23 protein-coding genes and 1 pseudogene are annotated in these 20,975 nt (G+C 43.1%); 17 read left to right on the top strand and 7 right to left on the bottom strand.

The window, feature by feature from the left end; translation table 11 throughout:
- Positions 1–29 precede the first annotated feature (29 nt).
- The 3 genes from urtE to LYNGBM3L_RS26325 all read left to right on the top strand — a co-directional run bounded on the left by urtE (position 30) and on the right by LYNGBM3L_RS26325 (position 1,689).
- Entirely contained in the window at positions 30–731 is a 702-nt protein-coding gene (urtE, locus tag LYNGBM3L_RS26335) for an urea ABC transporter ATP-binding subunit UrtE (RefSeq protein ID WP_008188588.1), read from the top strand.
- 301 nt (positions 732–1,032) lie between these two features.
- Entirely contained in the window at positions 1,033–1,257 is a 225-nt protein-coding gene (locus tag LYNGBM3L_RS26330; RefSeq protein ID WP_008188586.1) for a hypothetical protein, read from the top strand.
- A 6-nt stretch (positions 1,258–1,263) separates the two neighbouring features.
- Positions 1,264–1,689: a PIN domain-containing protein gene (locus tag LYNGBM3L_RS26325; RefSeq protein WP_008188582.1), complete on the top strand. Its 426-nt coding sequence runs from the start codon at positions 1,264–1,266 to the stop codon at positions 1,687–1,689.
- Between the two features lie 137 nt (positions 1,690–1,826).
- Here LYNGBM3L_RS26325 and LYNGBM3L_RS26320 read toward each other — a convergent pair whose 3' ends face one another.
- On the bottom strand, positions 1,827–2,312 hold the full coding sequence (locus LYNGBM3L_RS26320; protein ID WP_008188580.1) for a PIN domain-containing protein: 486 nt from the start codon (positions 2,310–2,312) through the stop codon (positions 1,827–1,829).
- Positions 2,305–2,556 (bottom strand): UPF0175 family protein, encoded by a 252-nt coding sequence (locus LYNGBM3L_RS26315; RefSeq protein WP_008188577.1) that lies wholly within the window; start codon positions 2,554–2,556, stop codon positions 2,305–2,307. Before LYNGBM3L_RS26315 ends, LYNGBM3L_RS26320 begins: the two co-directional genes overlap by 8 nt.
- 282 nt (positions 2,557–2,838) lie before the next feature.
- On the opposite strand from LYNGBM3L_RS26315, the gene LYNGBM3L_RS26310 reads away from it, so the two are divergent.
- The 3 genes from LYNGBM3L_RS26310 to LYNGBM3L_RS49015 all read left to right on the top strand — a co-directional run bounded on the left by LYNGBM3L_RS26310 (position 2,839) and on the right by LYNGBM3L_RS49015 (position 6,180).
- A complete protein-coding gene (locus tag LYNGBM3L_RS26310; RefSeq protein WP_008188574.1) occupies positions 2,839–5,445 on the top strand; it encodes a COR domain-containing protein in 2,607 nt (868 codons plus the stop codon).
- 250 nt (positions 5,446–5,695) lie between these two features.
- Positions 5,696–5,920, top strand: coding sequence for a hypothetical protein (locus LYNGBM3L_RS26305; RefSeq protein WP_008188571.1), 225 nt, complete (start codon positions 5,696–5,698; stop codon positions 5,918–5,920).
- A gap of 125 nt (positions 5,921–6,045) precedes the next feature.
- A complete protein-coding gene (locus tag LYNGBM3L_RS49015; RefSeq protein WP_008188569.1) occupies positions 6,046–6,180 on the top strand; it encodes a hypothetical protein in 135 nt (44 codons plus the stop codon).
- Positions 6,181–6,270: 90 nt separating this feature from the next.
- Here LYNGBM3L_RS49015 and LYNGBM3L_RS26300 read toward each other — a convergent pair whose 3' ends face one another.
- Positions 6,271–6,483: a hypothetical protein gene (locus LYNGBM3L_RS26300; protein ID WP_131827246.1), complete on the bottom strand. Its 213-nt coding sequence runs from the start codon at positions 6,481–6,483 to the stop codon at positions 6,271–6,273.
- 197 nt (positions 6,484–6,680) lie between these two features.
- Positions 6,681–6,956, bottom strand: coding sequence for a hypothetical protein (locus tag LYNGBM3L_RS41775; protein WP_008188565.1), 276 nt, complete (start codon positions 6,954–6,956; stop codon positions 6,681–6,683).
- 152 nt (positions 6,957–7,108) lie between these two features.
- Here LYNGBM3L_RS41775 and LYNGBM3L_RS46720 point away from each other — a divergent pair, with 152 nt between their 5' ends.
- Entirely contained in the window at positions 7,109–7,699 is a 591-nt protein-coding gene (locus LYNGBM3L_RS46720) for a pentapeptide repeat-containing protein (protein WP_008188564.1), read from the top strand.
- Here LYNGBM3L_RS46720 and LYNGBM3L_RS46715 read toward each other — a convergent pair.
- Positions 7,653–7,820, bottom strand: coding sequence for a hypothetical protein (locus tag LYNGBM3L_RS46715; protein ID WP_202799261.1), 168 nt, complete (start codon positions 7,818–7,820; stop codon positions 7,653–7,655). The two genes, LYNGBM3L_RS46720 and LYNGBM3L_RS46715, sit on opposite strands and share 47 nt — an antisense overlap.
- 4 nt (positions 7,821–7,824) lie before the next feature.
- Between LYNGBM3L_RS46715 and LYNGBM3L_RS49985 the strand changes: the two are divergent.
- Positions 7,825–7,953: pseudogene (locus LYNGBM3L_RS49985) on the top strand (pentapeptide repeat-containing protein); the annotation flags it as partial.
- A 123-nt stretch (positions 7,954–8,076) separates the two neighbouring features.
- Complete coding sequence (locus tag LYNGBM3L_RS46705; protein WP_008188561.1) at positions 8,077–9,207, top strand: pentapeptide repeat-containing protein; 1,131 nt, start codon at positions 8,077–8,079, stop codon at positions 9,205–9,207.
- A 122-nt stretch (positions 9,208–9,329) separates the two neighbouring features.
- Here LYNGBM3L_RS46705 and LYNGBM3L_RS26290 read toward each other — a convergent pair whose 3' ends face one another.
- Positions 9,330–9,887: a Uma2 family endonuclease gene (locus tag LYNGBM3L_RS26290; RefSeq protein ID WP_008188559.1), complete on the bottom strand. Its 558-nt coding sequence runs from the start codon at positions 9,885–9,887 to the stop codon at positions 9,330–9,332.
- Between the two features lie 522 nt (positions 9,888–10,409).
- Here LYNGBM3L_RS26290 and LYNGBM3L_RS26285 point away from each other — a divergent pair.
- The 4 genes from LYNGBM3L_RS26285 (at position 10,410) to LYNGBM3L_RS26270 (ending at position 16,041) form a co-directional block, all read left to right on the top strand.
- The gene (locus LYNGBM3L_RS26285; protein WP_008188557.1) at positions 10,410–10,592 is read left to right on the top strand and encodes a hypothetical protein; all 183 of its coding nucleotides are present in this window, start codon (positions 10,410–10,412) and stop codon (positions 10,590–10,592) included.
- On the top strand, positions 10,585–10,749 hold the full coding sequence (locus LYNGBM3L_RS26280; protein ID WP_008188555.1) for a hypothetical protein: 165 nt from the start codon (positions 10,585–10,587) through the stop codon (positions 10,747–10,749). The genes LYNGBM3L_RS26285 and LYNGBM3L_RS26280 overlap by 8 nt, the downstream gene beginning before the upstream one ends.
- Positions 10,750–11,252: 503 nt before the next feature.
- Positions 11,253–11,417, top strand: coding sequence for a hypothetical protein (locus LYNGBM3L_RS26275; protein WP_008188552.1), 165 nt, complete (start codon positions 11,253–11,255; stop codon positions 11,415–11,417).
- Between the two features lie 307 nt (positions 11,418–11,724).
- Complete coding sequence (locus tag LYNGBM3L_RS26270) at positions 11,725–16,041, top strand: type I polyketide synthase (RefSeq protein WP_008188550.1); 4,317 nt, start codon at positions 11,725–11,727, stop codon at positions 16,039–16,041.
- A 141-nt stretch (positions 16,042–16,182) separates the two neighbouring features.
- Here LYNGBM3L_RS26270 and LYNGBM3L_RS46700 read toward each other — a convergent pair whose 3' ends face one another.
- A complete protein-coding gene (locus tag LYNGBM3L_RS46700) occupies positions 16,183–16,368 on the bottom strand; it encodes a hypothetical protein (RefSeq protein ID WP_008188549.1) in 186 nt (61 codons plus the stop codon).
- A gap of 936 nt (positions 16,369–17,304) precedes the next feature.
- On the opposite strand from LYNGBM3L_RS46700, the gene aroF reads away from it, so the two are divergent.
- From aroF to LYNGBM3L_RS26245, 4 genes are all read left to right on the top strand, one after another.
- Complete coding sequence (aroF, locus tag LYNGBM3L_RS26260) at positions 17,305–18,402, top strand: 3-deoxy-7-phosphoheptulonate synthase (RefSeq protein ID WP_008188548.1); 1,098 nt, start codon at positions 17,305–17,307, stop codon at positions 18,400–18,402.
- Between the two features lie 106 nt (positions 18,403–18,508).
- Entirely contained in the window at positions 18,509–19,087 is a 579-nt protein-coding gene (locus LYNGBM3L_RS26255; RefSeq protein ID WP_131827247.1) for a chorismate--pyruvate lyase family protein, read from the top strand.
- Between the two features lie 39 nt (positions 19,088–19,126).
- On the top strand, positions 19,127–20,665 hold the full coding sequence (locus LYNGBM3L_RS26250) for a class I adenylate-forming enzyme family protein (protein ID WP_008188546.1): 1,539 nt from the start codon (positions 19,127–19,129) through the stop codon (positions 20,663–20,665).
- A gap of 49 nt (positions 20,666–20,714) precedes the next feature.
- Positions 20,715–20,969: an acyl carrier protein gene (locus LYNGBM3L_RS26245; protein ID WP_131827248.1), complete on the top strand. Its 255-nt coding sequence runs from the start codon at positions 20,715–20,717 to the stop codon at positions 20,967–20,969.
- The last annotated feature ends 6 nt before the right edge of the window (positions 20,970–20,975 follow it).

Here is a 20,975-nt window from a genome sequence, read left to right as displayed (position 1 = left end):
TTCTAACTTCTAACTTCTAAAAAACTCTTATGCTGCAAATTTCCAATTTAAATGTCTACTACGGTGAAAGCCACATTCTCAGAAATGTAGATTTGAATGTACCAGCAGGACAAATGGTTTGCCTGATTGGACGGAATGGTGTGGGCAAAACTACTCTACTCAAAACGATTATGGGATTACTCAAACCCCGCACTGGCACCATTACCTTTGCTGGTCAACCGCTGACCAAACTATCGACGGATAAACGAGCCAGATTAGGGATTGGCTATGTGCCCCAAGGGCGGGAGATTATCCCTCGGGTAACGGTGAAAGAGAATTTGTTGCTGGGTTTAGAAGCACGTCGAGGGGGTAGAAAGGCTGAAGACGACATCCTAGACAGTATCTTTGAGCTGTTTCCAGTCTTAAAATCAATGTTGTCCCGGATGGGTGGTGACTTGAGTGGTGGACAACAGCAACAATTAGCGATCGCACGGGCATTAATGGGACGTCCTCAGTTATTAGTGTTAGACGAACCCACCGAAGGGATTCAACCGTCGATTATTCTGGAAATTGAAGCGGCTGTGCGGCGGATTATTGAAAGCACTGGGATTTCTGTGCTCTTGGTGGAGCAGCATCTACATTTTGTCCGACAAGCTGACCGCTACTATGCCATGCAGAAGGGTGGAATTGTGGCATCAGGGGTGACTAGTGAACTGAGTCAGGATGTGATTCAGCAATTCTTAGCGGTTTGAATCGGCGTAAGCATTCAGCTATCAGCTATCAGCATTCAGCTTAAAATAAAATTGAAAGTCTGGGGAAAACCCTTGGCCTTGGCCAAAGGCCACGCTACTTGAGATGCTTTGTGGCACAGGCTTAATGGATGTAACGTAACTCAGATTAAACTTTTGCTTACCTGTTCCCTTGCTGCATCGCTTATTCAAAAGCTGTTCGCAAAGTACCTCAATTAGCGCATAAGCTGATAGCTGATAGCTGATAGCTTAATGCTTACTTATATGGAATATACTACAATACTACTGTATTGGATTATAACTTATGTCTAACAATCCTTATTACAATCTTAGTGTTGATGACCAAACGATCATCATCAAGATTGATAAGACAGCAATTGATTATCAGCAACTGACCCAACTCCTCAACTATCTTGAACTCAAGTCAATCAGCCAGCGCAGTCAACTCACAGAAGAGGTGGCGGCTGAATTAGCTGATGAGATTGACTCTACGGTTTGGTCATTGGTTAAATCTAAACTTGATAAGTAGTAAATTGTGATTGGACAAAACCAACCAGTTATAGTTGATACCAACATTTTGTTCTCAGCATTACTCAGAGACAAATCCCGTTTTAGTGAGTTACTACTCGACTCAAATTATAACTTTTTTATCTGTGAGCAGGTGCTGGTAGAATTATTTAAGCGCAAGGAGAAGATACTCAAAGCCAGTCAGTTAAGAGAAGAAGAGATTGTTACGATTTACCAGATATTGCTCAAACGTATTAATCTCTATAAAGAAGACTTGATTACAGCAGAACATTTAGCAACAGCTTATGAGTTGTGTCGGGATATTGACGAAACCGATACTCCTCATGTGGCTTTGACTATAGAATTAGGGGGCTTGCTTTGGACAGGAGATAAAAAACTTAAAGAGGGGTTGCAAAGGAAGGGTTTTGTCCAGTTATTCGAGCTGAATAATTAGTAATATGGCTGCGAGGGGATGAATTTCTGCTCTCCTGTCTAAACAACCGATTGTGTTGACAAATGACTCTTTTTATGTATCTTGTAAAAAAAAGCGATCGCTTAGTGATCAATAGCCATATCCATAGTTGATTCGTCTTATTCCCCCACCAACGCCAATGCTTGATTCATCACTCGGTCAGATAAATACATCCCACACAAGCGCAATTGTTCTAAAACTGGGCGTGCAGCAGGTATTACCCCCCTTTGTTTAGCGGTAAGAACTATACCTAATGTCCCCCGTACTGGAATACCCAAAGCAGTGGCACAACGACGGGCGGCTAAATCATCTAGGATTACTTCTGTACCGGGCTTTGCATATCCCAACGTGAGTACGGCTGACTCTCCCGGTCCCAAATCCCAACTTTGAATGACTGTAGGGATGGTTGGTGTGTCTTGTACTACTAACCAATCAGTATTCTTGAGGGCAACTGCTGTTACGTCTGTCTCCCCATATGCCTGAATTTCCGTGGCAACAGCTTGAGGGACAATTATGGATGGGCTGATTATTTGTAACAAGTCGAGACAGCTACCTTTGGTTAGAAAAATTAGGGGGGATGTGTTGATAGCAGGAAGTTCAGCCACGGTTTAACTCACGCTCTAGATCATCAAAGTCAACAGCAAAGACATCAATTTGTTCCCGCGATAGGGCGGCAAGAAAGTCCCTACGGTTTAACCCAGCGACGGAGGCTGCTTTTTCCATGGAGATTTCCCGCTTTTGATACCAGTAGATAGCAGCAGCAAGCCGCATTTCCTGCACAAATTCTTCTGGGGGAAGGCGACGGGCACTAAAAACGTCTTCAGGTAAGTTAATTGTGACTTCTGACATTAGTTATGTCCTAAAATTTGGTATTCTTGAAAGGGTGCATCTCATTTTTGCCGTTTGGATGGTGCGTTACGGGAGGGATTATCCTAACACTACAATCATGCCTCCCCCGTCCCTAACGCACCCTACGAACTTGATAAGTATAGCAGTTTTTATTTTAATGAGGTACATAGGATTTTTTACCTCTTGCCTTTTACCTGCTCCCTGCTCCCTGCTCCCTGCTCCCTAAAAAAAAATGTACCTCACCTAAAAACCGCTATAATTTCTAATTAATAAATCATAAAAATGGCTGTCCCAAAACATATTGTTAAGATAATAACAAAAGCAAAAGAGAAGCAGCTTAAGCATTTATATTTAAGCAATACTGTTATTTTTGATGATGATCAGTTAACTGAAATACCAATTGAAGTTTTTAATTTATCACAGTTGGAAGAATTGGATTTAAGCGACAATAAATTAACAACAGTCCCAGAATCCATCGGAAAGCTTACCAACTTAACCCAGCTTGATTTAAGTATAAATAAATTAACAACAGTCCCAGAATCCATCGGAAAGCTTACCAACTTAACCCAGCTTGATTTAAGCGGAAATGAATTAACAACAGTCCCAGAATCCCTCACCAAGCTAACCCAATTAACCCAGCTTGACTTAAGCGTAAATGAATTAACAACAGTCCCAGAATCCCTCACCAAGCTTACCAACTTAACCCAGCTTGATTTAAGCTTTAATGAATTAACAACAGTCCCAGAATCCCTCACCAAGCTTACCAACTTAACCGAGCTTTATTTAAGCGATAATCAATTAACAACAGTCCCAGAATCCCTCACCAAGCTTACCAACTTAACCCTGCTTGATTTAAGCGATAATCAATTAACAACAGTCCCAGAATCCCTCACCAAGCTTACCAACTTAACCGAGCTTTATTTAAGCGATAATCAATTAACAACAGTCCCAGAATCCCTCACCAAGCTTACCAACTTAACCGAGCTTGATTTAATGGTAAATCCCCTTGAAACTCCACCAATAGAAATTGTAAAAAATGGGATTGAAGCAATCAGAGATTATTTCCGACAACTGCTGGAAGAAGGAAAAGATTATATCTATGAAGCAAAACTCCTGATTGTCGGTGAAGCAGGTGCTGGAAAAACAACACTAGCCAAAAAGATAGAAAAGCCAGACTATCAACTACAGCAAAATGAAAAAACTACAGAAGGAATTGACATTATCCAATGGGAATTTCCACTGGAGAACGGTCGAGACTTTCGGGTTAATATCTGGGACTTTGGGGGACAAGAAATTTATCACGCCACCCATCAATTCTTCCTGACCAAACGTTCCCTTTACACCCTAGTAGCAGATACCAGGAAAGAAGACACAGACTTCTACTACTGGCTTAATATAGTAGAACTATTAAGCGACAACAGTCCTCTCTTAATTATCAAGAATGAGAAACAAGATCGTCATAGAGAAATAAATGAGCGCGCCTTACGGGGACAGTTTACCAACTTGAAAGAAACTCTAGCAACAAACCTAGCTACTAACCGAGGTTTAGAGGATATTCTTACCCAAATTAAATTTTATATTAGCAACCTCCCCCACATCAAAGAAGCAGCTTTACCTAGAACATGGAAACAAGTCAGAGAAGCTTTAGAAGAAGATAGCCGTAATCACATCAGTCTGGATGAATATCTAAACATCTGCTCAAACAATGGGTTTACTTTATACAACGATAAATTACAGTTAAGCGGGTACCTACACGATCTGGGAGTGTGTTTGCATTTTCAAGATGACCCTCTATTAAAGAAAACGGTAATTATCAAACCGGAATGGGGGACTTATGCTGTCTATAAAGTGCTGGATAACAATCAAGTTATTCGGAATCTAGGTCGCTTTAACCGCGCTGATTTAGAAAAAATTTGGTCGGAAGAAAAATATGCTTATATGCAGGATGAACTGCTACAATTGATGATGAAGTTTCAACTTTGCTATCCAATCCCTGGAAGTGAATATAGCTACATCGCGCCACAACTACTAAGTTTAAATCAACCTGAGTATGATTGGGATGAATCTGACAATCTAATTCTCCGCTATACCTATGAATTCATGCCCAAAGGTATTATTACTCGGTTTATTGTGGTCATGGATAAGTGGATTTACCAGCAGCAATATGTCTGGAAAAGTGGAGTTATCTTAAACAAAGATAACACCAAAGCAGAAGTAATTGAATATTACGAAAAACGAGAAATTAAAATTAGAGTTACTGGTAGACATAAACGAGACTTGTTGACTACTGTTACTTACGAACTAGATCAGATCCATAAGTCTTATAACCGATTGAAGTGTAGTAAGTTTATCCCCTGTAATTGTTCTACTTGTAAAAACAGTCAAAATCCTCATTTCTATGAATTTGATCAATTAAGAGAGCGGATTGCTTATGGTAAGGATACGATTGAATGTGGTAGTCCTCCCTATAATACAGTTAAGGTGTTACGTTTAATTGATGATGTGATAGATTTAAAGCAGTTCACAAAAGATGAACAACTAGATATCTATCGACAGCTAAAAAAAGCTGATCCATCTATTACTATTAATATTGAAGCTACAGGTAGTAAAACTATGTCTGAAAAAAGCGAAATCAAGGTTGGGGACGGAAGTACGGTCATAGGAGCAGCAGGTAGAGATTCTAACAACAAGAATTTAGAAGTTACCTTGAATGAGTCACCCACAGAGAAGAAATGGAATCTCTCCAATAAACTTGCTCTGATGAGCATAATAGCGACCTTATTTGTAGGATTAGGGGCTTGGCTGTTTGGCGGACTTCTTAATGACAAGGTAATGGAATGGTTTAGTCCAGATCCAGCAACACAACAAGAGCAACTAGATGAATCGTAGGGTGGGCAGTGTCTAGCAAGGGGCTTTTTAAGAGGATATATATTCAGCACTGCCCAGCCTACATAAGCTAGATGAATCGTAAGGTGGGCAGTGTCTAGCAAGGGGCTTTTTAAGGTGATCCCTATTCAGCACTGCCCACCCTGACAATTTCTCCTAAAATTACCTCCCCAAAAAAAATTTTTCAAAACCCTTGAAAATTAAACTATAATCATTACAATAATCATTATAAACGTAATTGAGTTTTTTAGTCATGTCTACAGACTTTATTCCGAATCAAGACAATAATGCTGATGATTCTAAGCCGAAGAAAAAACGTATTAAGTATATTAAGGGTTCTCCTGAAGCAGTAACTAATACTATTTACGGCCTTTATGTACTGGGGTATGCAGATGTTTCCGAGTGGAGCCCTTTGCAGCCGACGGGTATTCCAGGGGAAGTAATTAGTTTTGCAACCAAGTATCGGACTTGGCGTTAATAGGTTAAATTTCTGGGGGGGTTTCCCCCCCCGGTCAAAGGATCCGATTTGTTCGCGTAGGATCACATGCGGATTGATTCGGAAACTGATAGATATGACATAGGGTTTACAGCAGTGAAATAGCCGTGGATAGTATTTCTACGGCTATTTTTTTTGGTTTTAATTTAATGGAATTGGGAAGTGCGATCGCGCCCCGCGTGGCCAACGGCCAATCCGATCAGATTCCGATTGGGGCTACACCGATGGTGGGCAGTGCCTAGCAACGGGCTTTGTCAGCTGATCTGATCTGTATCAAGCACTGCCCACCCTACATGAACTATTTATATATAGTGCAACTTATTATCTTAGCACTATTGATAACTACTATCCTGCCCCGGGTCTTTAGACCGGAGAGTGTCAACATAGACTTGTCTTAAATTTGTCAGATGATAGTCGTGTTTTAAGATTGAGCTGTCACGAACGTTGTACTTAATCTCTTCTAGGAAGAGCAGTTCAACCACGGACGGAGCCAATTCGGGGTTGTCCATGGCAGTTTCAAACAGCCAGTTGGTGTCGCGGCTCAAAAAGAAGTCCAACATAGTAATTTAGTAATCAGTAAGATGCACCTGTGTGATCAGCTGTGCGGGTATACACAGCTGCTAATGGTTTATCTCATATTTGTAAAAAATCCGGAAAGAATGTGCTGGATATACGAAGATGGCAAAGAAACTGGGAAATAGCTGGAGCCTCTAAACTTAGCTTATTCTTGAACAAGTTTTAATTAGCGATGGGCTTGAATTGGGATGATTGGTTTTTGCCAAAGAGTGCGATCGCGTAGCGTTGCCGTAGGCCAATCGCGTTTGAATTGGGATATTGGTTCTGGTGCGATCGCGTTTGAATTGGAATGTTGGTTCTTGGTACTGGTGCGTTCGCGTAGCGTGGCCGTAGGCCAATCGCACTGCTGGTAACAGTGTTCTAGTTCAGATGAACCTAACTGAATACCTGCGTTCGCGTAGCGTGGCCGTAGGCCAATCGCCTTTGGCTGTGCGTAGCGCATCCCAGGGGTGGGACGGTAACAGGGTTACAATAAAACCTATGTGACCAAGTAAATTTATTCCTACGTAAGTATTTCCGGAATCCTGATTCATCGACTGTAGTTTACATCGAGGAGCGATTCGGCCTTCATTCAACTATATATAATTATCGCTAATGAAAGCTAAAGAAGTTCTGAGACGATATGCAGCAGGACAACGGGATTTCCAAGGGGTAAATCTTAGAGGTCAATCGTTTCAGGAGAAAGACCTTTCAGGAGCAGATTTTAGTTACGCTGATATTCGAGGAACAAATTTTAAGAATGCTATTCTAAAGGAAACTCAGTTCTGTAAGGCAAAGGCTGGATTACAAAAACGGCAGGTAATTGTTCTTCTGTTGGTTTCCTGGATAACGTCAGGACTATCAGGAATTATTTCTTTATTGGGTGGGGTGTTAATAACGTCAATATTTGTGTCTAGCAAGGTAGAGGTACAAATTTTCGGCTGGATAGCACTGGTTGTAATAATTGTCTTATTTTTTGTTATCCTTCGTCAAGGCATCGGAGGAGCCGTAGCTTTCGCCGTAGCCTTAGCCGTAGCTTTAGCCGTAGCTTTAGCCGTAGCCGTAGCCGTAGCCAAAGCTGTAGGCGTAGCCTTAGCCGAAGCCGCTAGCCGGAGCCTTAGCCGAAGCCGTAGCCGTAGCCTTTGCCGTAGCTGTAGCCTTAGCCGTAGCCTTCGCTGTGGCCGTAGCCGTAGCCGTAAGCCTTAGCCTTAGCCGTAGCCTTTGCCGTAGCCGTAGCCGTAGCCGTAGCCTTAGCCGAAGCCGTAGCTTTCGCCGTAGCCTTAGCCGTAGCCTTAGCCGGAGCCGTAGCCTTCGTTTTACTTGGCACTTACCTGGGCTGGCGTGCTCTAAAGGGGGACCCCAGAGATGCCTGGATTCGCACTATTGCTATTGCTTTTGCTGCCACAGGAGGAACAAGTTTTTACAAGGCTAACTTAACCGATGCTGATTTTACGGGAGCTATTCTTAAAAGTACAGATTTAAGAGAGGCTAATCTTACTCGTACTTGTTGGAAAAATACTATTAAGCTTGACCGAGCTAGACCTGGTAATACTATCTTAGCTGATACGGCTGTTAGAAAATTATTGGTTAGTGGTAATGGTTACAATAAGTCTTATGTTAATGGTAATCTTAGAGGTACAAATTTAAAAGGGGCTAATTTAAATAAGGCTAATTTAAAACTGGCTGATCTTAGCGAAGCAACTTTAGAGGATGCTAATTTAGAATGGGCTAATTTAACTAAAGCTAATTGCGTTGGTACTGATTTTACCCATGCTTATCTTACGGGAGCTTGTTTAGAAGCGTGGAATATTGATTCAACAACTACCTTAACTAAGGTTGATTGTCGGTTTTTATTTTTACTAGAGAATCCCAATGATATGGGAAGTCGAGAGCGTCGTCCCCATGACTTTAATCGGGTTTTTGAACCAGGGGATTTTGACAAGCTTTATAAGCAGATTACGAATACGGTGCAGATTCTTCTGCGTAATGGGGTTAATCCAGAAGCATTTCGTCAAGCCTTTCAAAAATTAATGGCGGAAAATCATGAAATTACTGGTGATTCGATTCAAGGAATTGAGAGGAAGGGAAATGATGTTTTACTTACTTTGGAAGTTCCAGAATCAATAGATAAGGGTAAGGTTGAGAGACAATTTTTGGAAAGTTATGATAATGCTAGGTTGGAAGATGCTAAAAGAATTGCTTTTCTAGAGGGTAAATATGAGGCTAACAATCGCTATGTTCATAACTTCAAAGATGTTATAGACGCTTTGATCAGTAACCAGTCATCCAATTCTATAGTCAAAGTTATAAATAAAGCTGAAGCGGAGAATAATATGTCAGATAATTCACGTAATTTTAATATAGACCAAAGGCACGCTATTAATGCTAATGCTCCGGTCGCAACAGGCGACAACGCTACACAAAATATTGAGAATAATAATGCGACACCAGAGCAAAAACAAAGCCTAGCCGAAGCAGCAGCTGAAATCCAGCAACTTCTAAACCAACTATCCCAGAGTAATCCCACTACAACAAGTCAAGAAAAGATGATAGTTGTCAGTGAAGTTGTTGACCAAATTGAGAATAACCCAACCCTAAAAGCTAAGGTTATCAATGCCCTGAAAGCAGGAGGAGTGGAAGCTTTCAAGGAAGCCCTAGACCATCCTTTAGTTAACATTTTGGTAGCTACCATTGAGGGATGGGGGGAGGCTTAGGGGTAAGCTATCAGTTATCAGCTATCAGTTATCAGCTATCAGCTATCAGTTATTAGTTATCAGTAAGCTCTTGTAGGGTGCGAAGCATCAAATGTAACGCACCAAATTAAGATTGATACGGTCTACCCTAGGGTTAACCACCCAAAAACTTCCTCAACTGTTAGTTCTAACTCTACTCCATTGAGAATCGGTAACGTAGACGTTGCTGAAAGAATTTCCAATCGTTGAGTCTGATCGATCACGATAATACTTTCTTCTTCCGGATCAATTAACCATCCTAGTTCAGTTCCGTGACGCAAACAGTGGATCAGGTTGCTCAGGACTTTGGTTTGTCTTTGGTCTGGGGAAAGAATTTCGATTGCCCAATCTGGAGATATTTCAAAGCGGTTGGCAATTTTGCCAGTTGGTTCAATGGGGATGTTTTCCCAACGAAAGACTGTGATGTCGGGAATAATTGATTGACCCCCAAAGGTACAGCGCAGTTCGGGGAAAGCCTTGGCAATTTTGTTGGGATTAGCGACTCGATTGATAGCTTGACACAACTCAATCTGAAGCAGACTATGTTGGCCTTGTGGCATGGGCTTAATCACGATTTCCCCATTAATAAATTCTGATCGGGGTTTGGTTTCTGGGAGTTTGAGGAACTCCTCTAAGGTTAGGGGTGGAGTGGCAGTGGTCATATATAGCGGTTTTGAATTAGGTGAGGTACTTTTTTTTAGGGAGCAGGGAGCAGGCAAGAGGCAAGAGGCAAGAGGCAATAGAAAAAAAAATTGTTTACCTCGTACCTATGAAAAACGCTATAGTTTCTATGTTTATTGAGATGGTGCGTTACATTATAGTAACTTACCCTACAAGATTGCTATGGTGGGCAGTGCCTAGCAACGGGCTTTGTAAGGTTATCTGTATTAAGCACTGCCCACCCTAGGTGAACTACCTCCCGTTAATTAGCTGACGGCTGTTCGCACCTCAAGCAGCGTGGCCATTCGCGTAGCGTGGCCAACGGCCAAGGCCAAGCGTGAGCCTTTGGCTCACGGCTGATAGCTGTTCGCGCAGCACCTCAAGTAGCGCATATGCTTACATACAACCTAGAGGGGCGCTTGTCGCCCCTCTAGGAATAAATTAGATTAAATTAGAGTAAAATAAGATTTTTTTTGACAAAAGAGGAAAAAATTATAACAAGTAACTTCAATCAAATTTTATAAATGATTGACGCTCTTTATTTAGATGAACAGAACGATTTAATTAATATTGTTAGACATAGACAAATTGAACAAAGAAGAGAAGAAATCACTGTTAATATTACTAAAGCTCACCAAGAATATCAACAAGGTAACGTTTTTCGGGGTACAGTTGATGATGTTATCGCCGAATTAAACAATGACTAATTTAATTTTAACTTCATCATTTAAACGAGCTTTTAAGGCAATCATTAAACGTCAACCGAATTTAAAGCAAAAAATTGAAGCAAAATTAAGATTACTGGCTGATAATCATTATAAGCCTAATAGCTATGAAAAACGCTATAGTTTCTATGTTTATTGAGAGCGTTACATTATATTAACGTACCCTACTGGACTCCTGAGATCTGGCACCATTGTGATTAATCCGATGGTGGGCAGTGGCTACCAACGGGCTTGGTCAGCTAATCTGATCTGTATCAACCACTGCCCACCCTACATCAACTCCCCATCTCCCCATCTCCCCATCTCCCCAAACGCCCGCCCCCTGGTAACTTTTACTACCATTGCAGAAAAATTATAAAGTTTTGTAAATAGCTGCGTAACTTCTCTGAGTGACCCAGACAAATAAATAGAACAACTTGGTACAATAAGTTGAATATCATACCCCTTCTCTAAAAGGGATGCAACAAAAGATTGTCGGGTTATTGGTAATCGATGCTCGGTAAAATTACCGCTATTATCAATTGCAAATTACCAATTACCAAAAGGCAGTAAAACGTTGTTGCAGGCTGACAGGATAATTGATATCCAAACCAAACCAAACCTTACTGTAGTCACCATGAAAAAAATACCAGAGTTAGGCAAATGGCCCAATCTATTACTATTACTCAAGACGAAATTAAAACTTGGTTAATTGATCAGTTAGCTGAGCGTCTGGAAATGGAACCAGCTGATATTGATATTAATGAGCCTTTTGATAACTATGATTTAGATTATAGCCAGGCTTTGATTTTGCTGGGACGGTTATAAAAGTGGCTTGGACGTGAATTTAATCCAGTCTTAATTTTTAACTATCCAACAGTTGAATAACTTGCTCAGCGCTTAGTTCAAGATTCATAGTTTTAACAATAAATCGGAGCATTACAATTTGGAAAAAGTATCATGAAAAAATGCTGTTATCTCTAGTATTGCAATTGATTGGTTTAGATCCTAGATTGACAGCAATGGGATGCTCCCCAATAACTTTAGTCTTGACTATTACACGCCACACATAAATTGACTAATCAATAAGACTCAATTTCAAGACTATTACGTTGTAATTAAAAGGATTTTTAACATGGAACCAATTGCAATAATTGGCATCGGGTGTCGTTTTCCTGGTGCCGAAAATCCAGAGGCTTTTTGGCAATTATTATGTGATGGAGTCGATGCCATTACTGAAATCCCCAAAACCCGTTGGGATCTCGATGACCTCTATGATTCTGACCCAGATACTCCTGGCAAAATGAACTCTCGCTACGGGGGCTTTTTGCCCCAAGTAGACCAGTTTGACCCCCACTTCTTCGGCATCTCCCCCCAAGAAGCCACTGCCATGGACCCCCAACAACGGCTATTGCTAGAGGTGGCTTGGGAAGCCCTGGAAGATGCAGGACAGGTGCGAGACCACTTGGCTGGCTCCCGAACTGGAGTATTTGTGGGAATTTCCAACAATGATTACAGCTACACTCATCCAGATTATTCCACTCAGCCCCAAGGATACGATCTGACCGGTAATGCCTTGAATATTGCCGCTGGTCGCCTTTCCTATTTATTCGACTTTAAAGGCCCTGCGATCGCAATCGACACCGCCTGCTCTTCCTCAATGGTTGCAGTTCACCTGGCCTGTCAGAGTCTTTGGACTCGAGAGTCTACCTTGGCTTTGGCTGGGGGTGTGAATATTATCCTGTCACCCATTGGTCACATTGCCCTAAGTAAGCTAAAAGCCCTGTCTCCCGATGGTCGCTGCAAAGCCTTTGATGCCAAAGCCAATGGCTACGTTCGCAGTGAAGGAGCAGGTTGCATTGTCCTCAAGCCCCTATCCCAGGCATTAGCTGATAATGACCCGATTTACGCCACTATCCGAGGCAGTGCGGTTAACCACGATGGTCGTAGCAAGGGACTGACGGTTCCCGATGGTTCAGCTCAAGAAGAACTGATCGCTCAAGCCTTAGACAATGCTGGCGTAGCACCCTCGGAAATTAGCTACATTGAAGCCCATGGTACTGGCACACCCCTGGGAGATCCCATGGAAATGATCGCCCTCGCTTCCGTGCTTGCCACTGATCGTCAGGAGGGAAACTATTGTGCTGTCGGAGCAGTTAAAACCAATATTGGCCATTTGGAAGCTGCTGCTGGCATTGCTAGTTTAATCAAAGTTGCCTTATCCCTCAAACATAAACAACTACCCCCCAGCTTGCACTTTGAAGACCCTAACCCCGATATTCCCTTCGATACTCTACCGCTACGGGTTCAGCAGACTCTAAGTCCTTGGCCTGAGGAGTTTGGTTTAGCCAAGGCTGGGGTCAGTTCCTTTGGGTTTGCCGGTACTAACGCCCATGTGATCTTAGAACAAGCTCCTGAATCCTCCCAAGTCCCGGATCAGACAAGACCCCTCAAGCCACCCTACTTACTACCGCTCTCAGCCCATAGTCCAGAAGCGGTCAAATCCCTGGCTCAGGCTTATCAAGACTGGTTAGCCACTAGAGATATCGACCCTACCTTATTAGAGGACATTTGCTACACCGCTAGTGTCCGGCGCACTCACCATCAACACCGCTTAGCTGTGGTAGTTAACTCCCCTGAAGACGCGAAGGAGCGCCTGCAAGATTTACTCCAAGACCCCTCAGATGTTGACCTAGCTGGTGGTAGTGAACCGGGCAACCGCCCCCCGAATGTAGTTTTTGTTTGCTCTGGTCAGGTGCCTCAATGGTGGGGGATGGGACGGGAGCTACTGCAATCGGAACCAGTATTTCGAGGGGCTATAGACGAGTGCGATGCCCTGATTCGCTCCCAGGCTAACTGGTCATTGTTAGCGGAGTTAACAGCGGACGAGTCTGAATCCCGCCTTGGGGAAACGGAAATTGCTCAGCCTGCTATTTTTGCCCTACAAGTTGCCTTGGCTCGGCTGTGGCGTTCTTGGGGCATAGAGCCAAAAGCAGTGGTGGGTCACAGTGTAGGTGAAGTTGCAGCAGCTCACATTGCTGGTACTCTGAGCTTAACCGATGCTGTGAAGTTAATTTGCGATCGCGGTCGCGTGATGCAGCAAGCTACAGGCAATGGCAAGATGGCAGCATTGGAACTCTCCGTAGCGGATACAGAACAACTGTTGTCTGAATACGATCCTATTTTCGAATCGGCAAACCCCAACCTAGGCATCGCAGCAATTAACAGTCCCACCTCAACGGTGGTGTCTGGAGAGTCTACAGCAATGGAATTATTCCTTGAATTCCTGGCACAGCGGCAACGGTCGGTGTTATGCCAATTGCTGCCAGTGAATTATGCCTTCAATAGTTCCCAAATGGAACCCTTTCAGCAGGAATTGGTGCAGGAACTGGAAGGGCTCGAACCCCAGCCAGAAACTATTCCCATCTACTCTACAGTTACCGGTAGCTCTAGTGAAGGTTCAGCTTTCGATGCTATCTACTGGGGGCAAAATATCAGGCAACCTGTCCGCTTTGCTCCAGCTATTGAAGCGCTAGTGGAAGCTGGTCATACCATCTTCTTAGAAATTAGCCCTGACCCTGTCCTTTCCGGATATATTGCTCAAACCCTCAACCATCTCGATCAAGCGGGGGTTGTCTTACCCTCCCTACGCCCTAGTCAGGGGGAACGGGCCACCATGCTCACCTCTCTAGGTAAACTCTACACCCAGGGCTTTACAGTCGCGTTGCATAAACTATTCCGATCTTCCAATTCTCGGGTTGTGAGTTTACCCTGCTACCCTTGGCAGAAAGAACGGTATTGGGTAGAGCAGAAATCTCAAACACCATCTCAAACACCACTACCGAACTTGTTGGTAGGGGAAGAGCAACAGGAGGTTACCCCAGAGTCCCTGACCGATTCCCTGGTCGAGGATTCCCTGTACGAGATTCAGTGGCAACTTCAAGAGCGTACACCCGAAGCAGAAACTCAGGCCACTGAAGCAACTGAGCCTGGTCAATGGGTGATCTTTGCGGATTACGGTGGCGTAGGACAGGCATTAGCAGAAAATTTGCGATCGCATGGTCAGAGCTGTTGCCTGATTTATCCAGGTGAAGTTGACCAAAGCCTACCAGGAGGACTTGGAACCATCAACCCTGCTGATCCCAATCATTTTAAGCGGCTGTTCCAGGAAATTCTTGGAAATAATCCATTGCCCTGTCATGGAGTAATTCATCTGTGGAGTCTAGAGACTGAACAGTCTGAAGCACTCACACCATCCTCTCTCGAAGAGTCTCACGTATTGAGTTGTGGAAGCGTACTGCACCTAGTTCAGGGACTAGTTCAGGCACTGGTCAATACTGGTAGTTCAACCTTACCGAAATTGTGGTTAGTAACCTCTGGCAGCCAAGCAGTGGAAGCCAACCCTGCTCCGGTAGCACTGGCTCAAGCCTCTTTGTGGGGCATGGCACGAGTAATTGGCCTAGAACACTCTGAAATTTGGGGAGGGCTACTGGATTTAGACCCATCTATATCTGATAATTCTGATAATTCTGATAATTCTGATCATAAGGGTGCTACGCAACAGGCCATGGCTCTGTTCTCAGAAATTTGGCACGGAGACGGGGAAGACCATGTAGCATTCCGCCAGGGAAAACGCTATGTGGCTCGCCTGGTATCTAGCAAACCCACTCAAACCGAATCTTTAACTCTACAGGCTGATGGTATCTACCTGATTACTGGTGGCTTGGGCAGTTTAGGACTCCAGGTTGCCCGGTGGATGGTTGAACAAGGGGCAAAAAACCTAGTGCTACTAGGACGCCGAGAACTTCCACCATCAGATCAGTGGGCAAGCTTACCCCAAGACAGTGAGTCTTGGAAACGGGTTAACGCGGTTCAAGAACTCAAAGCCATGGGAGCCAAGGTGATTGTGGCTCAGGCTGATGTCAGTAATCAGGATGAGATGTCTGAGGTATTTGAACACTTGCGTAACACTCAGATTCCCCTCAAAGGTGTTATCCATGCTGCCGGGATTGAAAATTATCAGGAGATACAAGGGATGGACCTGAATGTACTTCAGGCTACCCTGCAACCTAAAGTAATGGGGGCATGGCTGCTGCATAAACTTACCCAAGAGATGAACCTAGACTTTTTCGTATGCTTCTCCTCAATTGCCTCCCTGTGGGGCTGTCAGGGAAAAGCCGATTACGCTGCTGCTAATGCTTTCCTGAATGCGATCGCACATCATCGTCAAGCCCTAGGATTACCTGCTTTGAGCATCAATTGGGCACCCTGGTCTGGAAGTGCCATGGTGTCTGAACAGGTCAAGACCTTATTGAAGCGCATAGGAGTAGACCCATGGCAACCAGAAGAAGCCATGAGCATTTTGCCATACCTTCTGGGGTCGAACAGCCCTCAACTAATCGCTGCTAAGTTCAACTCGGATGTCTTTAAAAAGAAGTTATCCAAGTCCTAGTTTGGATCCATCATTCTTCCCCAAGGGGCAAAGATGGAGTTAGTTTTGTCCTGACTATTACCTGTTTCGTAATCCAGTCAGCAGCCGGATATCTGGCTAGTGCTAAGTTTTTCGTGGGTGGTTGCTCTACCGCGATCGCAGCTAGGAGTTCTTCCAGGGGGTTTCCTGATCTTCTGCCTCCCTGGGCTGATCAGGATCAACGGTGATGATGGCAGACCCCCCTGCTTCCAAACCGGCTTGATTCCCTTGAGATACCACCACAAAGCGACCAAATGATGCGGCTTCGGCAATCGGTAGTCCAAATCCCTCCCGGTCAGACAGAAACACTACCGCTGTTGCCTGTCGATACCAAAGAGCCGCGAATGCGATGGCCTTTCGGCCACGCTACGCGAACGCGCTATGTGACCATGATAGTGAACCCAAGGCAAGCTCTCAATTGACTTCAGGAACGCTTCACCCCTAGCTTGGGTGGAAGTATTCATTCCTGCTAGGACTTACGAAGTTGACTTGGTAATCGGTAATTGGTAATTGGTGTACGCCAATTTTCCTGGAGTCCAGTTTTGAGTAAGTCCTGTTGCCTTGATGAGACCTAGGTGTGGAAATTGGTTTCAGCTCAAGTGGGGCAAGGCTTCGGTGAATATTGTTCACCCAATGGTCTAGGTCAGTTTTGAGAAGTTTCGAAAAAAAAATCGTTCTTCGGCATAAAACATACGCTGAACCCCGAAAAGTTTTTAGAAGCTAACAATCAAGGGTTTTTCAGTATGCACAGCAAGACCTACACACTCTACATATCAAATTCTGATCTTCGTCCAAACTAAGTTGATGTTAGATCAAGTCCGGTTAATCACTTCCCAAATCAGACAACCCAATCTCAAGGGCTACTGGTAGGGTGCGTTACTAACTCAACTTACCACTTATAGGGTTTGGATTCCAGTTTTGAGTAAGTCCTGTTCCCTTGATCAGACCTAGGTTTGGAAATTGGTTTGAGCTCAAGTGGAGCAAGGCTTCGGTGAATATTGTTCACCCAATGGTCTAGGTCAGTTTTGAGAAGTTTCGAAAAAAAAATCGTTCTTCGGCATAAAACATACGCTGAACCCCGATAAGTTTTTAGAAGCTAACAATCAAGGGTTTTTCAGTATGCACACCAAGACCTACACACTCTACATATCAACTTCTGATCTTCGTCAAAACTAAGTTGATGTTAGATCAAGTCCGGTTAATCACTTCCCAAATCATAAAACCCAATCTCAACGGAAATAAAGCATGATAATTGTCCTCAAAGCAGCCACTCCGACAGTCGAAATTGAACGCATTAAACACGAACTGTCCCAATACAAAGTCAGCGTCGAAAAAATCATCGGCAAACACCGAGTGGTGATTGGTTTAGTCGGTGACACGGCTGAACTCGATCCCTTAAAAATTCAGGCTGTCAGTCCTTTTATTGAAAAAGTATCACGAGTTGAACATCCCTTTAAACGGGCGAGTCGAGACTTCCGACATGGTGAACCCAGTGAAATTATTGTTGAAACACCGAACGGTTCTGTTACTTTTGGCGAACACAGTCCCATCGTTCAAACTGCCGGCCCTTGTTCGGTTGAAAATGAACAGATGATTGTCGAAACCGCCCAACAAGTTAAAGCAGCAGGTGCTCATTTCCTACGTGGTGGAGCCTACAAACCTCGGACTTCCCCTTATGCTTTTCAAGGGCATGGTGAGAGTGGTTTGGAATTGCTGGCCATTGCACGTCAAGAAACAGGCTTGGGAATTATCACCGAGGTAATGGATGCAGCCGACATTGAAAAGATAGCAACTGTTGCAGATATTCTCCAAGTTGGTGCTCGTAATATGCAGAACTTTTCTCTGTTAAAAAGAGTTGGTGATCAAGAGAAACCGGTTCTACTGAAGCGGGGAATGTCCGCAACCATTGAGGAATGGTTAATGGCGGCTGAATATATTTTAGCAGCCGGAAATTCCAATGTTATTTTGTGTGAACGGGGAATTCGCACCCATGACCGCAAATATACCCGCAATACCCTCGATTTATCCGTGATTCCTGTCTTGCGGACATTGACTCATCTTCCCATTATGATTGACCCCAGTCACGGGACTGGTAAAGCCGAATACGTCCCGGCAATGGCAATGGCTTCAATTGCAGCAGGAGCTGATGCTCTGATGATAGAAGTTCATCCCAACCCTTCCCAAGCCCTGTCTGATGGCCCTCAATCCTTGACGCCTCATCGTTATCAAGAACTGATGCAAGAAATGGCAGTTATTGGTGAAACAGTGGGTCGTTGGCCGGAAAAGTTAGCCCTCACCCCTTCATGCCCTCAAGCTACCCAAAAATTCAGTGCCATTGTTTAAAACTTGTTGTGAGTTGAAGAAAAAATTGAAGGCTAACTTAGATTGATTCAACTCACAATATCTCATCAAACAGATCTTTTTGCCCAATTCTAGAGAAATAATGCAAATGAACGCTCAAACCCTAGTCTTAAGGCCAATTTTTTCCCAAAACTTTCCGAGAAAACGGAATTATATTCAACCTGTATTACTCAGCCCATTCCAGCGAATATTGCTGACGACAAACGGCACTGTTACGGATATGATTGAAGCCTATTCGGGGGAAGCAATCAAAATCAAAAAGCTGTTTGAAGACCAGATTACAATCACAGAAGACATCCTGCCGATGAACCTCAAAAAAGGCACAGAAGTCATCGCTCGCAAAGTGCTACTTCAAGGTAAGATGAGTGACCGCAATTATGTCTATGCCGATTCAATTTTAGTTCTCGACAGACTGAATGAAAAAATGCGAACCCAACTGTTACAGACCAAAACTCCCATTGGGAAACTCTGGGTCGAAAATAAGGTAGAAATCTTCAAAGAAAATGTCGAACTTGGCAAAGAACATGCAGGTGATTTAGCCGATTATTTCCAGATTGAACCCGAAGAAAATCTCCTGTATAGAACCTACTGCGTCATCTCCAATCATCAGTACACTATGATGATTACAGAAAAGTTTCCGGAAAATAATTTTAGGCGAAAGCTCTAATAGTATCGGTTGATAAGGTCCCATAATAGAGGTAAAAGTATGATTATTAAACGGTTGAAAGAAGCTGCCCATTCCTTTCCAAAACATACAGCACTTGTCTATAATGAGTCCCGAATTAGCTATGAGCAACTTGACTCCAAAGTTCAAGGATTAAGTGAGGGATTAAGTTCTCTAGAAATTGGTCAAGGTGATTGTGTCGCTTTTGTTTTACCCAACTGTCCTGAGTTTGTTTATAGCTTCTATGCTGTTGCTCAGTTACAGGGAATTGTTCTGCCCCTCAATCATTTATTCAAAGCCGAAGAACTGAGTTATTGTCTCAGTGATAGCAAGGCAAAAGCAGTAATTACTGACCTCAAGCGTGCCAAAATTTTTCAGGATATTATTGCAAATATTGACCGAAAAATTGAGTTAATTGTTGTGGATGGTGTTTATCCGGGAAGCCACTATCTCTACCATCTAATTCTGCCAGGAAAATCTCAACATCAAGAGTATTCAGAAAACGCTCTTTCTTCTGAGCTTCTGTATCAATATTCATCCGGATCAACGGGGAAACCAAAACGAATTGCACGCACCCAAGCGAGTCTTTACCATGAGGTTAAAAACTTCGCAGAAACCACCCAAATTCAGCCCTCAGACAAGATTCTTTGTGCAGTTCCGATGTATCATGCCCATGGGTTAGGAAATTGTCTCCTCGCAGCAACTTGTAATGGTGCAACCTTAGTTATTTTAGAACAGGTTTTGCAAAAGGATGGTACACCTGTTGAGGTTCCCTTTGTCTTCCGGTGTCCGCGAGTTTTTGAACTGATTGAAACGGAGAAGATTACAATCTTTCCAGCAGTGCCTTATATCTTCAAGGCTTTAGCAGAAACTCGAACAAAAACCTCGGTGAACCTATCTAGTTTGAGATTATGCTTTTCAGCCGGAAACTTCTTGTCCAAAGACATTTTCGATAAGTTTTGGCAGCGATTTAGGATTCCTATTCGACAGCTTTATGGCTGTACTGAGGCTGGCTCTGTGGCAATTAATTTAGAGGAAGACATCAACAAAATTTATCACTCTGTTGGGTTTCCGCTCAATAATGTTGAACTCAAAATTGTTAATGAAAGTGGGAATGAACAACCCATGGGAATGAGTGGAGAAGTTGTGATAAAAAGTCGTTCTCTAACCCAAGGTTATATTAATCAGCCAGAACTGAATCAACAAGCCTTTAAGGAGGGATGTTTCTATACAGGTGATTTAGGGAAAAAAGATGAGTGGGGTCGAGTGTATATTACCGGTCGCAAGAAGCTGCTCATTGATACCGGAGGTCGCAAAGTTGACCCGATAGAAGTAGAGGATATTTTGATGAATCATCCTCACGTTAAAGAAGCTGTTGTTGTCGGTGTAAAAGGGTCTTATGCTGGCGAGTTGGTTAAAGCTGTAATTGTCAAAAAAGGTCTAAAAAATTGTGAGTATCAAGAGATTCTTTCATTTTGTAAGCAGCGTCTAGCGGAGTTTAAAGTTCCAAAAATCATTGAATTCCGCCCAGAAATTCCCAAAAGTCCACTCGGAAAAATTATGAGAAAGGAATTAGTTTAAACCGATATCATCACAGTCCAAATACTGAAATTTTAAGGAGCCTAACACCATGATGACAACTACAACAATTCAAGAACAAGTTCAAGGGTTAGTTTTGGAAGTTATACCCGATGTGACCCTAGAAGATTTGCAATACGATGTAGATATCTTCAACTTGGGTCTAGATTCGATTAACACGATGACTCTAATTTCTAACTTGCAAGAGACTTTTGAAATTCAGTTAGATGTGAGTGAGATTAGTTTTGATAACTTTCAAAATATCTCAACAATTGTGGAGATGATTGAAGAAAAAAAAAGTTGTTAAATTTTT

This window comes from Moorena producens 3L (assembly GCF_000211815.1).
Lineage (GTDB): Bacteria > Cyanobacteriota > Cyanobacteriia > Cyanobacteriales > Coleofasciculaceae > Moorena > Moorena producens.
This window is presented reverse-complemented; position numbering and strand designations above follow the sequence as displayed.